12 protein-coding genes are annotated in these 14,718 nt (G+C 47.4%); 5 read left to right on the forward strand and 7 right to left on the reverse strand.

Translation table 11 applies throughout. The features are described 5' to 3' along the window. Positions 1–64 precede the first annotated feature (64 nt). The 3 genes from AACR75_RS10295 to AACR75_RS10305 all read left to right on the forward strand — a co-directional run bounded on the left by AACR75_RS10295 (position 65) and on the right by AACR75_RS10305 (position 3,570). Positions 65–1,732, forward strand: a complete 1,668-nt coding sequence (locus AACR75_RS10295) for a SulP family inorganic anion transporter (protein WP_047690045.1) — start codon at positions 65–67, stop codon at positions 1,730–1,732. Between the two features lie 141 nt (positions 1,733–1,873). Next, positions 1,874–2,794 (forward strand): ABC transporter ATP-binding protein, encoded by a 921-nt coding sequence (locus AACR75_RS10300; protein ID WP_026027559.1) that lies wholly within the window; start codon positions 1,874–1,876, stop codon positions 2,792–2,794. A 5-nt stretch (positions 2,795–2,799) separates the two neighbouring features. Beyond that, positions 2,800–3,570: an ABC transporter permease gene (locus AACR75_RS10305; RefSeq protein WP_047690222.1), complete on the forward strand. Its 771-nt coding sequence runs from the start codon at positions 2,800–2,802 to the stop codon at positions 3,568–3,570. A gap of 303 nt (positions 3,571–3,873) precedes the next feature. Here the strand turns inward: AACR75_RS10305 and panC are convergent, their stop codons facing one another. From panC to sfsA, 7 genes are all read right to left on the reverse strand, one after another. Continuing rightward, complete coding sequence (gene panC / locus AACR75_RS10310; protein ID WP_010319549.1) at positions 3,874–4,755, reverse strand: pantoate--beta-alanine ligase; 882 nt, start codon at positions 4,753–4,755, stop codon at positions 3,874–3,876. 11 nt (positions 4,756–4,766) lie between these two features. After that, positions 4,767–5,561, reverse strand: coding sequence for a 3-methyl-2-oxobutanoate hydroxymethyltransferase (gene panB, locus AACR75_RS10315; protein WP_010319550.1), 795 nt, complete (start codon positions 5,559–5,561; stop codon positions 4,767–4,769). Then, positions 5,561–6,067, reverse strand: coding sequence for a 2-amino-4-hydroxy-6-hydroxymethyldihydropteridine diphosphokinase (gene folK, locus AACR75_RS10320; RefSeq protein WP_047690048.1), 507 nt, complete (start codon positions 6,065–6,067; stop codon positions 5,561–5,563). Before folK ends, panB begins: the two co-directional genes overlap by 1 nt. Beyond that, positions 6,064–7,425 carry a polynucleotide adenylyltransferase PcnB gene (gene pcnB / locus AACR75_RS10325; protein WP_170901161.1) on the reverse strand — a complete coding sequence of 454 codons (1,362 nt, stop codon included), beginning with the start codon at positions 7,423–7,425 and terminating at the stop codon, positions 6,064–6,066. The genes folK and pcnB overlap by 4 nt, the downstream gene beginning before the upstream one ends. Positions 7,426–7,532: 107 nt before the next feature. Beyond that, positions 7,533–8,402, reverse strand: coding sequence for a tRNA glutamyl-Q(34) synthetase GluQRS (gene gluQRS / locus AACR75_RS10330; RefSeq protein ID WP_017049756.1), 870 nt, complete (start codon positions 8,400–8,402; stop codon positions 7,533–7,535). A gap of 92 nt (positions 8,403–8,494) precedes the next feature. Then, positions 8,495–8,941 (reverse strand): RNA polymerase-binding protein DksA, encoded by a 447-nt coding sequence (gene dksA / locus AACR75_RS10335; RefSeq protein WP_013857662.1) that lies wholly within the window; start codon positions 8,939–8,941, stop codon positions 8,495–8,497. Between the two features lie 139 nt (positions 8,942–9,080). Further along, the gene (gene sfsA / locus AACR75_RS10340; RefSeq protein WP_017049757.1) at positions 9,081–9,821 is read right to left on the reverse strand and encodes a DNA/RNA nuclease SfsA; all 741 of its coding nucleotides are present in this window, start codon (positions 9,819–9,821) and stop codon (positions 9,081–9,083) included. A gap of 55 nt (positions 9,822–9,876) precedes the next feature. On the opposite strand from sfsA, the gene hrpB reads away from it, so the two are divergent. Together hrpB and mrcB are read left to right on the forward strand one after the other, a co-directional pair. Further along, entirely contained in the window at positions 9,877–12,345 is a 2,469-nt protein-coding gene (gene hrpB / locus AACR75_RS10345; protein WP_047690051.1) for an ATP-dependent helicase HrpB, read from the forward strand. Continuing rightward, positions 12,342–14,690, forward strand: coding sequence for a penicillin-binding protein 1B (mrcB, locus tag AACR75_RS10350; RefSeq protein ID WP_047690054.1), 2,349 nt, complete (start codon positions 12,342–12,344; stop codon positions 14,688–14,690). Before hrpB ends, mrcB begins: the two co-directional genes overlap by 4 nt. Positions 14,691–14,718 lie beyond the last annotated feature (28 nt).

Genomic DNA, 14,718 nt, shown 5'->3' on the forward strand with positions numbered 1-14,718 from the left:
CATGTAAAATAATGGTTAATGATTAGAATGATGATTTGTTAGAGTGAGACAACCTATTTTGAGTATGAGGAAAAGCATTGTGTTTAGAGGCCGTTTTGCCGATATCGACCTAAAAGGTGACGTCTTTGGTGGCGTCACGACCGCGATTATTTCACTGCCACTTGCCTTGGCTTTTGGTGTGGCGTCTGGTGCGGGTGCAGAAGCAGGGCTTTGGGGAGCAATATTGGTGGGGCTGTTTGCTGCCTTGTTTGGTGGTTCATCTACATTAATTTCTGAACCCACAGGGCCAATGACGGTCATTATGACGGCCATTTTAACCAGCATGGTGGCACGTTATCCTGAAACGGGGCTTGCAGTTAGCTTCACGGTTGTCATGATGGCAGGCGCTTTTCAGATTGTACTTGGCACTTTAAAACTTGGGAAATACATCACCTTAATGCCCTATAGCGTGATCTCTGGCTTTATGTCAGGAATTGGGGTGATTTTGATTATCCTGCAGTTGTCACCGCTGCTTGGTCAGGCGGCTCCCGCTGGGGGAGTGATGGGAACGTTAACCGCGTTGCCCGAGATCATTAGCCAGATGAAGTTCAGTGAGCTCTTTCTTGGTTTGTTAACCTTAGGCATTTTATTTTTTCTCCCGGCTCAATATCGCAAACAAGTGCCCGTTCAATTGGTCGCTTTAGTCGGCGTGACGCTTGTTTCGGTACTGTTATTTGATAGCGATGAGATCCGCCGTATTGGTGTGATCCCTGCTGGCTTACCCTCTTTTGTTATTCCAACCTTTAATGCCGAGATGTTCACCACCATGGTGATTGACGCTTTAGTACTCGGTACGCTCGGCTGCATTGATACGTTGCTCACCGCGGTAATTGGCGATTCTCTAACGCGTAAAGAGCATGATTCCGATAAAGAACTGCGAGGGCAAGGGCTGGCTAATATGATCGCGGGTTTATTGGGTGCGTTGCCGGGTGCAGGTGCAACCATGGGGACGGTGACCAATATTCAGGTCGGCGCGCGTTCTCCTCTGTCTGGTGTAGTTCGTGCCTTAGTATTAGCCTTAGTGGTATTGGTGGCGGGAGGCTTAACCGAACCGATTCCAATGGCTGTATTGGCAGGGATTGCAGTGTATGTTGGTTTTAATATTCTTGATTGGAGCTTTATCCAACGCGCGCATAAAGTGAGTGTGCAGGGGATGGCCATCATGTATGGCGTGATGCTGTTAACTGTCTTTGTCGATTTGATTGTTGCGGTTGGCTTGGGCGTTTTTATCTCAAATATTTTGATCATAGAACGCTTGAGCCGCGAGCAAGCTCGCCAAGTGAAAGCCATTAGTGATGCTGATGAAAACGATGTGCCATTGACTGATAGCGAACGAGCTTTATTGGATCAAGCCAATGGTAAGGTGCTGTTTTTTTATCTCTCAGGGCCGATGATTTTTAGTGTATCTAAAGCGATCGCTCGCCAGCACAATCACATCAGTGACTATGAAGCGATGATTTTAGATCTTACTGATGTACCTATGATTGATGTGACGGTTGGGCTTGCTTTAGAAAACGCGATTAATGATGCCTTAGATGCCCACTGCGCGGTCTACTTACTTTGCCCAAATGTGCACACCAAACAGCAACTGGAAAAGTTTCATATTTTGGATCTGGTGCCAACCGAGCAGACTTTTTCGTTTCGTTATGAAGCGCTCAATGCTGCGGTTAAGCAGGTAGCCCAAAATCGTTAAGCGTTAAGGTTGTGCAAGAATGAATTACGCAGATCGCTGGATCTGCGTTTTTTTATTTTATCAATTTCTAATATTGGGTTGAAAAACGCGAGCCTTAGCAGCACATTGGATAGGTTAACATCACAAAGAGTGATCCGTGGAATGTACGCATTAGAAATAGAACAATTACGAAAAACTTACGCTGGTGGGTTTGAGGCCCTAAAAGGGGTGAGTTTACAGGTTGAAAAAGGCGATTTTTACGCACTGCTTGGGCCCAATGGGGCCGGGAAATCAACCACCATTGGCATTATCTCTTCGCTGGTCAATAAAACCTCTGGCACCGTTAAAGTGTTTGGTTTTGATATTGACAAAGATCTTGAACTGGCCAAGCAACATATTGGTTTAGTGCCGCAGGAGTTTAACTTCAACCAGTTTGAAACGGTTGAGCAAATTGTGTTGCAGCAAGCTGGGTATTACGGCGTGACGAAAGCGTTAGCGAAAGAGAGGGCAGAGAAGTACCTCTCAAAACTCGATTTGTGGGAAAAACGTAAAGAGCGTGCACGTAATCTTTCTGGTGGTATGAAACGTCGTTTGATGATTGCTCGAGCCTTAATGCATGAGCCTAAGTTGCTGATTTTAGATGAACCTACCGCCGGTGTGGATATTGAACTGCGCCGCTCGATGTGGGAGTTCTTAACTGAGATTAACGCGCAAGGGATCACCATTATCTTAACCACGCACTATTTAGAAGAAGCGGAGATGCTGTGCCGCAATATCGGCATTATTAACCGAGGTGAGCTTATTGAAAATACCTCGATGAAGGATTTGCTGGCCAAATTACAGCTCGAAACCTTTATTTTAGATATCGCAGAGAATTCTCCGCCAGCGCCACAACTCAGTGGTGTGATCTCGCAAACCATGCTCAACGGTTCGTTACAAATTGAGTTGGAGAAAACGAAAGGGCTAAATTCAGTCTTTTCACAGTTAACAGAACAGGGAATTACGGTGCTTTCGATGCGTAACAAAGCGAACCGCCTTGAAGAGCTGTTTGTCAGCATTGTTCAACAGCAAAGCCGAGGATAATCATGATGTATCGTTTATATTGGACGGCTTTTTGCAGTTTGCTGACTAAAGAAATCAACCGATTTACGCGTATTTGGGTGCAAACCTTAGTACCGCCAGCCATCACCATGACGCTCTATTTCATTATTTTTGGCAACCTAATTGGTTCGCGTATTGGCCAGATGAACGGCTTTAGCTATATGGAATATATTGTCCCGGGCTTAATCATGATGTCGGTGATCACTAACTCATACTCGAACGTCGCCTCTTCTTTCTTTAGTGCGAAGTTTCAGAAAAACATCGAAGAGTTGTTAGTTGCGCCTGTACCTAATTACGTCATTATCGCCGGATTTGTGATGGGCGGGGTAGTGCGTGGCTTGTTGGTGGGCATAATAGTGACCTTTGTGTCGCTATTCTTTGTTGATCTCAAGGTGGATCATTGGGGGATCATTGCGGCGACGGTTTTTCTCACCTCTGTTGTGTTCGCTTTAGGCGGCATGATTAACGCCATTTTTGCTAAAACCTTTGATGACATTTCGATTATTCCTACCTTTGTATTGACGCCATTAACCTACTTGGGTGGGGTATTTTATTCGATCAGCCTATTGCCTGACTTTTGGCAAGCGGTATCGAAAATCAACCCAATCGTCTACATGGTTAATGCCTTCCGTTACGGTTTTCTTGGTGTGTCGGATGTGGGAATTGTTACCTCGTTCAGTGTGCTTGGTATTTTTGTAGTGGCGCTGTATGGGGTTGCGCATTATCTGGTTTCGCGTGGTATCGGGTTAAGGACTTAATAGTTCCTCCCCTTGAAGGGGAGGGAATTAGTTTGTGAGCGTTGGGAGTAAGCCATTTATGATGATCGACGTGGTTTGCTGAAACAGTTTTTGTCCAAAAATGAGCTAGAAATTAATCTCTATTTATTGTCATTTCATTAATCTCAGTAGTAGTAACGAACCTCAAAAATGATCAAACTATATTGTTCTCCGACAATCGCGTTCGACTCAGTTAAATAACGAGACAAAAAAGGTCGCTCCTTATGGGCGACCTTTTCAATATATGGTTTTGAAGTGAAAATGAGTCATCACTTGAAATAGCAATTACTCTTCTTCAGGGTCCGCTTTCGTTTCGGCGCTAAATTCCAACACTTGGTTGTCGATTAAGCGTACTTTACCCAGAAATGCAGACACTAAGATCACCGCTTGTGTGGTCTCATTCGAGATCAGTTGCAGCGTTTTGGCATCGCGAATAAACAGCTCATCAGGTTGTAGCCCTGCGGCGCGCAGTTGGTCACTGGCATCTTCAATGATCGAGGCGTAATCGTCGCGGCCACCACGCAGTGCACTGCTTATCCAACGCATGGTGCGAGCAAGGACAGGCGCACGTTGGCGTTCATCCAACGTCAGCAGGCCGTTACGTGAACTCATCGCCAAGCCATCCATTTCACGGACGGTAGGGACGCCGACAATCTCAATATCCATACAAAGATCGCTGACCATTTGGCGGATCACCGCTAACTGTTGAAAATCTTTTTCACCAAAACAGGCAACATTCGGCTGCACTATGTTGAACAGCTTAGCGACTATGGTTGCAACGCCACGGAAATGCCCTGGTCTTGATGCGCCTTCGAGCATATGAGAAAGCCCCGGTACTTCAACAAAGGTCTGTTTTTCTAATCCTTGCGGGTACATTATTTCTGGGGTTGGGGTAAAGACCAAATCAACCGCTTCTGCGTTGAGTTTACTTAAGTCTTCATCCAGTGTTCTCGGGTAGTTATTTAAGTCATCCGCGCGGTCAAATTGCATCGGGTTAACAAAAATACTGACCACGACCACATTGCCCTCTTCACGTGCTTTACGCACTAGGGTTAAGTGGCCTTCATGTAAATTGCCCATGGTCGGCACAAAAGCGACTCGGCGGCCTTCACGCTTATACTGTTTGATCTGCTCGCGAAGAGCTGAAATGTCAGCAAAAGTTTGCATGAATATCTCCTTTAGGCGATGGTATGAGCGTCATCAGGGAAAGCGGCACTTTCTACATCTGCGATGTATTTTGCGACGGCTTTACGCATATCCCCTGTTTCAGCAAGAAAGTTTTTCGAGAATTTTGGCATGTAATTCGCCGAAATTCCGAACATATCGTGCATTACTAGAATTTGTCCATCGGTCACGTTACCTGCGCCAATGCCAATCACTGGCACATCAAGCACTTCGGTAATTCGCGCTGCTAGGCTGGCCGGTACACACTCTAATAACACAATTTGTGCGCCTGCTTCTTGGAGCGCCAACGCGTCTTTGACCATTCGGTCTGCTTTTTCTTGGTCGCGGCCTTGTACTTTATAGCCACCAAAAATATTGACCGATTGTGGTGTTAAACCAAGGTGTGCGCAAACCGGAACCGCGCGTTCAGTCAGCATTTTCACCGTTTCTACTAGCCAATCACCACCTTCGATTTTGACCATATTTGCACCCGCTTGCATCAATTTAGCGGCGCTTTCACAGGCTTGTTGTGGTGTGGCATAGCTCATAAAAGGCATATCAGCCATTAATAAACAGTTAGGGCTACCAGCACGCACGCTGCGTGTATGGTAGGCAATCTCTTCAACGGTGACGGGTAGGGTATCTGTGTGACCTTGTAGCACCATGCCTAGAGAATCGCCCACTAATAATACAGGCATCTCTTGGCTTTCAAAAAGCTGAGCAAAGCTTGCGTCATACGCGGTGACGGTTGCAAATTTACGACCTTGTTGTTTCCATTGGATCAGATCGTTTATGGTGATTTTTTTCATTAAATGTCCTTACGAGGCGCTGGCGAGTGCCAAATACCGAGCCCGTTACGTTCGACGAGCGGTAACAGTTGATTAAGCTCAGTCCCATCAGGGAGTTGTAAACTTGGTGCAATTTCGGCGAGCGGATAGAGCACGAATTCACGTACTTTCATTCCGTAGTGAGGAATGGTCAATCGCTCTGAATCGATCACCTCATTGCCGTAAAGAAGAATATCCAGATCGAGTGTTCTTGGCCCCCAACGTTCTTCTTTGCGAACTCGCCCTTGCTCTAACTCGATATTTTGGGTGCAATCGAGCAGTTCAAGTGGCGTTAAATCGGTTTCTATCGCAACCACCGCATTGATGTAATCGGGCTGGTTTTGTGGCCCCATCGGTGTACTACTGTACAAGGATGAGGCGCTTAAAAATCGAGAGTGTGGCAAACATTTCAAGGCTTCAATGGCCTGCTTAGCTTGCGCGATTGGGTCGCCTAAATTACTGCCAACAGCAATATAAACGAGAATCATGATTCTGGGCGGCTCTTTTTATTACGTGGGCTTCTGCGGCGGCGTACATTGGGTTTGTTACTTGCGCCACTTTCCAAATCATTTGCCATCGCTTGGCGCATATCTCGCCCGGCGCTTTCAAACGTTGTCCACCAGTCAGCCAGTTTCTTCGTCTCTCCGCCTTCGATCTCGCCACGCATTTGTAGAAAATCAAAACCCGCTCGGAATTTGTTGAGCTCCATAAGGCGGAAGGCGCGTTTCCCATTGCGACGTGGTAAGCGCAACTGCAATTGCCAAATTTCGCGAATTGTCGCGGTATGACGACGAGGTATGGCAAGGGTTTTCACCACTTGGTCAAGGATGAGGTTACTCGCTTCCATGACGGCGTCGTAATAGGCGAAATTACGCTGCTGCATTAACGCATCAGCCAGTTTCACCGTCGGGTACCAGAACATGGCAGCAAACATGAAGGCTGGGTTGATGCGTTTACCTTCTTCAATACGCAGGTCGGTTGAATCTAAGACCAGATCCAACATCTGTTCTGTGTGCGAGTCGTAGTTTGGAGTGAACTCTTGAGCTATCACAGGGAACAACTGCTGGAACAGGTTGTACTCACGCATTAAGTGGTAGGTTTCTAAACCGTGGCCGGTTTGCAGCATCTTTAGCGATTCTTCGTACAAACGTGCCGCAGGAATATCTTGCAGTAAAGGAGCAAGATGTTCGATTGGGTCGGCAGTCTCTTCTTCGATATCGAAATCGAGCTTGGCCGCAAAACGAATGGCACGCAACATGCGCACTGGGTCTTCACGGTAGCGCGTTTCAGGATCGCCAATTAAGCGGATGAGCTTATCTTCTAAGTCGTCCATGCCGCCAGCATAATCATGAATGCTGTAATCACCGATGTTGTAATACATGGCGTTAATCGTGAAGTCCCGGCGTTCTGCATCTTCATCAATGGTGCCGTAGACGTTATCACGCAGCAGCATACCCGCTTCAGATTGTGCTGAGACGTTTTGGCTCGGCTCTTGATGGTGTCCACGGAAAGTCGCCACTTCCACTACGTCGCGGCCAAACATGATGTGCGCTAAGCGAAAGCGACGGCCGATCAAGCGGCAATTGCGAAACTGTTGGCGTATTTGCTCTGGTGTTGCATTAGTGGCGATATCAAAATCTTTTGGTGTCTCACCTAATAGTAGGTCGCGTACTCCACCACCGACTAAATAGGCGTCAAAACCTGCGCCATGAAGTCGGTATAGCACCTTGAGCGCATTATCGCTGATTTGCTTGCGCGAAATATTGTGTTCATCACGAGTGATAATATTTAGAGCTAAGTCTTGGTAAACGCGATTTTCGCGTGGTGTATAGTCGTTTTTATTCATGTGCATCTGGCAATAATTGGTTTTTGCCAACCTTGCTTTTGTTATTTAAAGTGCCCGTTCGGGACGATTTTGCGGCTAATCATAGCGTAAGGATAGCCTTTTGAGAATCACGGTGTGATCTCGGTCTCCCGAGGGAGTTGTTCAACGTGCCAATTCTGACTGCCCCAAAAGATAATTTCATCGATGGAAGCGTCGCTAATCTCTTGTTTTATCTCAAACCCTAAAAAGCGCATTGCCTTAAGCAAGGTAGGTTTAGGATTTTGAATATCAATGGCTGTGGCATGATTCTGTTTGGATAATTTATTGCCATTACCATCCATCGCGAGCGGCAGGTGAAGGTAGCTTACCGGAGTTTTATGTAAGCAATGATACAAGCTGATTTGTCGTCCTGTTGGTTCAATTAAATCGGCTCCCCGCACCACTTCCGTCACTCCTTGATCGATATCATCGAGCACTACGGCAAGATTATAAGCAAATAAACCGTCACGTCGCTTAATGATGAAGTCTTCCTGTGCTAATGCTTTAGGAATGTGAATTTCGCCATGTTTTTGGTCGAAAAATGACTCTACCGGTGTATCAACACGCAACCTAACCGCGCAATCTTCGGTTAATGTTGGTTTTTTATAGCGGCATGTACCGGGATAAAAGCCACCCATCTGTTTAATTTGTTTACGCGTGCAATCACAATAATAGGCTTGCCCTGATTCAAGCCAAGCCTCAATTTGATCTTGGTATAAAGTGTGGCGTTGGCTTTGATAAACCACCTCGCCATCCCAATGCAAACCATAGGCTTCGATGGCTTGAAGTATCAGGGTGGAGGCTCTTGGCATTTCCCTTGGCGGATCTAAATCTTCGATGCGAACCAACCACTTACCTTGCTGTGATTTTGCTTGAAAGTAGCTGCCAAGTGCAGCGATCAAAGAACCAAAATGAAGTGGGCCTGAAGGTGATGGGGCAAATCGGCCAATATAGTGCATTGCGATTCATCCAAGTTACAAGTTATTTGGGTATCGAGTGAAAACAAAAAGGGAGCTTTAGCTCCCTTTTTTAACACAAACAAAAGGTAAGATTAACCTTGCATCTGTTTTTCTTTAAGTTCGGCTAGCGTTTTGCAGTCAATGCAAAGGTCCGCTGTTGGTCGAGCTTCTAAGCGACGAACGCCGATTTCCACGCCACAAGATTCACAAAAACCAAAATCATCTTCTTCAATTTTGCTTAATGTTTTTTCAATTTTCTTGATCAAGCGACGTTCACGGTCACGGTTACGCAATTCCAAGCTGAATTCTTCTTCTTGAGAAGCGCGATCAACGGGATCTGGAAAGTTTGCGGCTTCATCTTGCATATGGTGAACGGTACGCTCAACTTCTTCACGAAGTTGGTTGCGCCAAGCACTTAAAATTTTTGTAAAGTGAGCTATTTGCTCAGGTGACATATACTCTTCACCTGGCTTTTCCTGATACGGCTCAACACCTGCAATGGCTAGGATGCCTATCGCTTTTTTCTTTAATTCCGGCATGCAGCATCTCCTACTAACACCTAGTCAACTGCGCGAGCAGCTAATTTTAGGCGGGTATCTATAGCAAAAAGATCTATAGGAGGCAAACACTCAATCGTAAACTTATTGTCAATGTGAAGGCGCCATCAATTTTTTGTCACTAATGGGCGAATTCTACAGTGTTAACGAGCTTGATTTCATTCCTTGAAAGTACAGCCTTGTAGCACAGTACTTCCACCCCTTCTTTTTGCGCTTGTTTCAATAATAGTGAATAGTTTGCGTCTATATGGAGTGCAGGCGAGACTTTTTCAATCCCTGAATGCAAAACAGCAAACAAAAGTACTGCTCTGCTTCCACTTTTTGCCATTTCCGTTAATTCACGCAAATGCTTTTGTCCACGCGTTGTAACGGCATCGGGGAAATAACCTTGTCCTGAATTGCAGGCGACATCGTCGTGTGGAGAGTAACGCTCATCCAATAAGGTGACGCTTTTCACTTCTATATAGCACGTCGGTTTAGAGGGTGATTTGAGCAAGATATCAATTCGGCTATTTTCTTGGCCGTAGCGCACTTCAGTTTGTAATTGCTCATACCCTTGCAGCTCTTTGATGATGCCGTTTTGAATCGCTTCTACTGCCAGCGTATTCGCCCGAGCCGTGTTGACGCAAATGCAGTGGCCTTGCTGGGTTTCAGTCAGCTCCCAACTGTGTGGGTATTTACGTTTAGGGTTGTCTGAGGTGGAGAACCAGACACGATTACCCGCCTCGGCGCAGCCCGTCATCGCGCCAGTATTGGCGCAGTGAATAGTCTCTTGTTGACCATCGGCAAACTCAATGTCGGCCAAAAAACGCTTGTAGCGTTTGAGTAAGGTCGCGGATCGAAGTGGAGGATTGAACTGCATTTATCTACTGTTTTTATGTACAATGTTGCCGCCATTTAACCATAAGGATTGCACATTGTCACAATTGCCCATTCAAGCTGTGATGCCCGAGCTGCTGGCGGGAGTACAAGCTCACCCACAGATGATTGTCAAAGCCGCTCCTGGCGCGGGTAAGTCGACCCATTTCCCGTTACAGCTATTAAAAGCGCAATTATTCACGGGTAAGATCATCATGCTTGAACCGCGTCGTTTGGCGGCGCGCAGTATTGCTTGCTATTTAGCACAGCAATTAGGTGAGAGTGTTGGGCAAACCGTCGGCTATCGTATGCGTGGTGAGAGTAAAGTCAGCGCAGCGACACAGCTTGAAATTGTGACAGAAGGGATCATGACACGTATGATCCAAACCGATCCTGAGCTAAGCGGAATCGATCTCTTGATCTTCGATGAGTATCACGAGCGAAGTATTCACGCGGATACGGCTCTCGCATTGAGTTTGGAAGTGCAATCAGCGCTGCGAGAAGATCTTAAAATCGTCGTAATGTCGGCAACCTTAGATCAATTGGCATTGCAGTCATTATTACCCCAAGCACTTTATGTGCAATCTGAAGGTCGCGCTTATCCGGTTGAAGTGCGCTATGCACCGCTGCGAGCCAATGATTATCTTGTGCCGACGATGAGCAAACAGATTGAAGGCTTGATGCGAGCTGAAAGTGGCTCTCTGCTGGCTTTTTTACCTGGCGTTTCAGCCATTAAACAGCTTGAACAGCAGCTCGCACACTTAGCCGATGAGTTTGATATTTGTCCTTTATACGGGCAGTTGAGTCTACAAGCGCAGCAAAAAGCGATTGCGCCTGCAGTAGCAGGCAAACGGAAAATTGTGCTAGCGACTAATATTGCCGAAACATCGCTGACCATTGAGGGGATACGCTTAGTGGTGGATGCAGGGCTAGAGCGGATAGCGAAGTTTGATCTTAAAACGGGCATCACTCGTTTAGAGCAAGTGAAAATTGCCCAGTCATCGGCGCAGCAACGCACGGGGCGCGCCGGACGCCTAGAACCTGGTATCTGTTTGCGCCTTTACAGCGAAGCACAATATAAGCAGCAACCCCAAGTGCCGAGCGCGGAAATATTGCACAGTGACTTAGCGTCTTTAGCGATGGAGCTTGCGCAGTGGGGTGTGGTGTCGGTCAACGATTTGCCTTGGCTGGATACTCCACCACCAGCAGCGATGCAGCAAGCTTGGAGTCTATTGCATACGCTTGGTTTGATGGACAGCAAACAGCAGCTCAGCGCATTGGGTAAAAAAGCGCAGTCACTCGGTGTGGAACCAAGGCTGGTGAGTATGCTGCTCAAAGCCCATGAAACGAGTGATTCAATGCTAAATACGGCGCTCGCTGTGACCGCTTTATTAGAAGAGCCTGAGCGTAATGTGCTGGATTTACAACATAGCTTAATGCGTTGGCAGCAAGCGAATCACCCTAAAACACAAAACCTACATCAGCGTGCCACGACGCTTGCGCGCGCACTCGGTGGCCAATTTCAGCTAACACAAGTGGATGAATCATTGTTGGCGTTAGTGCTGAGTTTGGCTTTTCCCGATCGCATTGCCCAGCGTCGCAGCGAGTCGCAACGGGGGCAGTTCTTACTGGCGAATGGTCACGGCGCGCAAATGCGTGACGATGAACGTCTCGCGGGCGCGCACTATTTAGTGGTGGTGGATTTAATGCGCAGCGGCTCACAAGCGAGCCAAATCTTTGTTGCGACAGAGTTGGATATTGATGCACTGCAAGCCCATTTCCCTGAGCTATTTAGTACACAAGAACGAGTCGATTGGGATGAGAAAGCGGGGAAACTGTGCGCGGAAAGGCTAACCCTGTGCGGTAAATTGGTTATTGAGCGTGAAGCGCTGCCAGAGCCTGCTCATGAAAAAATGACGCAAGCCTTGCTCAATTATGTCCGTCGCAAGGGGCTATCGGTATTACAGTGGAGCGAAGCGGCGAGCGCTTTATTAACGCGCATACGTTGCGCTGCGCAATGGCTACCGGAAGCGGCGTGGCCTGCTGTCGAGGAACAAGCGCTGCTCGATGATCTTGAAATTTGGTTAGCCCCCTATTTAGTCGGGGTAAAATCGGTCAAAGCGTTAGCGAAAGTACCGCTTCTTGATGCACTCAATGCCTATTTAGGTTGGCCATTAAACCAAGAGATTGATCGCTGGCTTCCAACTCACCACCCGCTACCCACAGGCAATCGAGCCGCCATTCGTTATCAACTGGGCGCGGAGCCGATGCTGTCGGTCCGTATGCAGGAGATGTTTGGCGAGCAAGATTCCCCTACCATCGCTCAAGGGCGCAAAAAAGTGGTGATGGAACTGCTCTCACCTGCGCAGCGGCCTTTGCAAGTAACTCAAGATCTCGCCGGTTTCTGGCAGGGCGCTTATAAAGAAGTACAAAAAGAGATGAAAGGGCGTTACCCAAAACACGTTTGGCCTGATGATCCTGCCAACCACATAGCGACGACGAAAACTAAGCGGCAATTAACACAATGACAACCCAGAAAAAGCCTACGGGCACTCAAAAAAATAGCGTAAAAAAACCTTCACGTCGCCCGGCTAAGAAGACTTCACCGCCACGCAAAGCATGGTGGAAAATTGTGTGGGGTATTGGCTGGAAACTGAGCCTTGCACTGGCTGCGGTGCTGTTGTTTGTTGGTATTTACTTAAATAGCGTGGTCAAACAACGCTTCGAAGGTCAGCTTTTTGATTTACCGACCGTTGTGTATGCGCGCATTTTGAATTTAGCACCCGGTGATGATATCCCGCTGCAAGAGCTGCGCAATGAGCTTGATGTACTCAACTATCGCAAAGTGAACCAACCACGCTATGCTGGCGAGTACTCTTCATCATCAAGCAAAATTGAGATCATCCGCCGCCCTTTTGAGTTTGCCGATGGCCCTGAGCCTGACCGCCATGTGATGCTCCATTTTAATGACAGCGGTTTAGTCCGTATCCAATCTCTTGAGCAAAAAGGGGATTTAGGTTACTTGCGTATTGAGCCCAAAATGCTCGGCATGCTTGAAAAAGGTAACGATGAGCAGCGGCTATTTTTACGTCGTGATCAGTTTCCTGAAGTGATGGTGGATGCGTTGCTTGCGACCGAGGATCGCTATTTTTATCAACATGATGGCATCTCTCCATTTGCGATTGCCCGTGCTTTAGTGGCCAACATCAAGGCTGGGCGCACTGTGCAAGGCGGCAGTACGTTAACTCAACAGCTGGCAAAAAACATTTTCTTATCTAGCGATCGAACCTTATGGCGTAAAGTGCGTGAAGCTTATATGGCGCTCATTATCGACTATCGCTACAGTAAAGATCGCATTTTAGAAGCCTACCTAAATGAGGTCTATTTAGGGCAAAGTGGCGGTGAGGCGATTCACGGTTTCGGCCTCGCCTCACGGCTTTATTTCGGTCAACCATTGCAAGAATTGCGCATTGATCAATTAGCGTTGTTGGTGGGCATGGTTAAAGGGCCTTCTTATTATAACCCTGCGCGTTACCCTGAACGTGCTAAAGAGCGTCGCGACTTGGTTTTAAAGCTGATGATGCAGCAAGATATTTTGACGGCTAAACAGTTTGAACAAGCGGCCAGTCGACCGTTAGATGTGCAAAAGCATCCTCACATTGCCAGCCGGCAGCCCGCGTATTTTCAGCAGTTAAAAATTGAACTGAAAGAGAAAGTGGGCGAGATCTTCAAAGCGGATACTGGCTTGCGCGTTTTTACCTCGCTCGATCCTGTTTCGCAAGCCAAATTGGAGCTGGCGATTGATCGACAAATTCCAGTGCTTTCCAAAACGGCGGGGAAAAACTTAGAAGCCGCAGCGATCGCTGTTGATCGAACCAGTGGTGAGATCCGTGCCATGGTTGGCGGTAAACAGACCGGTTATGACGGCTTTAACCGCGCTTTAAATGCAAGCCGTCCTATCGGCTCGTTAGTCAAACCAGCGGTCTATCTCACCGCACTCGCACAGCCAGATAAATACAACTTAGCCAGCACGCTTATCGATAAACCCATCACACTCAAAGGGAACAAAGGCGAAGTGTGGTCACCGCGCAACTTTGATCGTCAGTTCCGTGGTGAAGTGCCGCTGTATCTCGCGTTAGCTAAATCACTTAATGTGCCTACGGTGCAATTGGGCATGCAGCTTGGGATTGAACAAGTTTCTGACACTTTGGTGCGGCTCGGTGTCAACAAAGAGGAGATCCGTCCTGTACCGTCGATGTTTCTTGGCGCGTTCTCTCTGACGCCTTATCAAGTGGCGCAGATGTACCAAACCTTAACCAACTCGGGTAAAAAAGCGCCCTTATCGGCGCTGCGCTCGGTATTGGATTTAGAGGGCAATGTGCTCTATCAATCAATTCCCAAAGTATCCCAAGCCGTTGAGCAGCAAGCGGCGTGGCTTACAACTTATGCGATGAAGCGAGGAGTACTTGAAGGGACCGGGCGCTATCTCAATAATCAGTTCGCTTGGGCGGCATTGGCGGGGAAAACTGGTACCACTAACGATAGCCGCGACAGTTGGTTTGTCGGGGTGGATGGTCGTGAAGTCACCACGGTTTGGCTTGGCCGCGATGATAATCAGCCGATCAAACTTACGGGTTCGAGTGGTGCATTACGGGTGTACGCGGAATATTTACAACATCGGATCCCAGAAAAATTACTTCTTCCTTGGCCGCAAGGCATTACCACGATTGGCTTTAAAACCAGTGCCGAGGGTGAATTAGTCCAAGATTGTCACAACGAATTTAAACTGCCCATGTGGGATAAAAACGGCGCATTGAAACAGAGCTGTGATAAACAACCAGGACAATGGTTAAAAAATCTCTTTCAGTGGTAGCTGGGGGAGTTTATATTGAATTGATTTC

It is taken from the genome of Vibrio sp. ZOR0018 (assembly GCF_963865925.1).
Lineage (GTDB): Bacteria > Pseudomonadota > Gammaproteobacteria > Enterobacterales > Vibrionaceae > Vibrio > Vibrio anguillarum.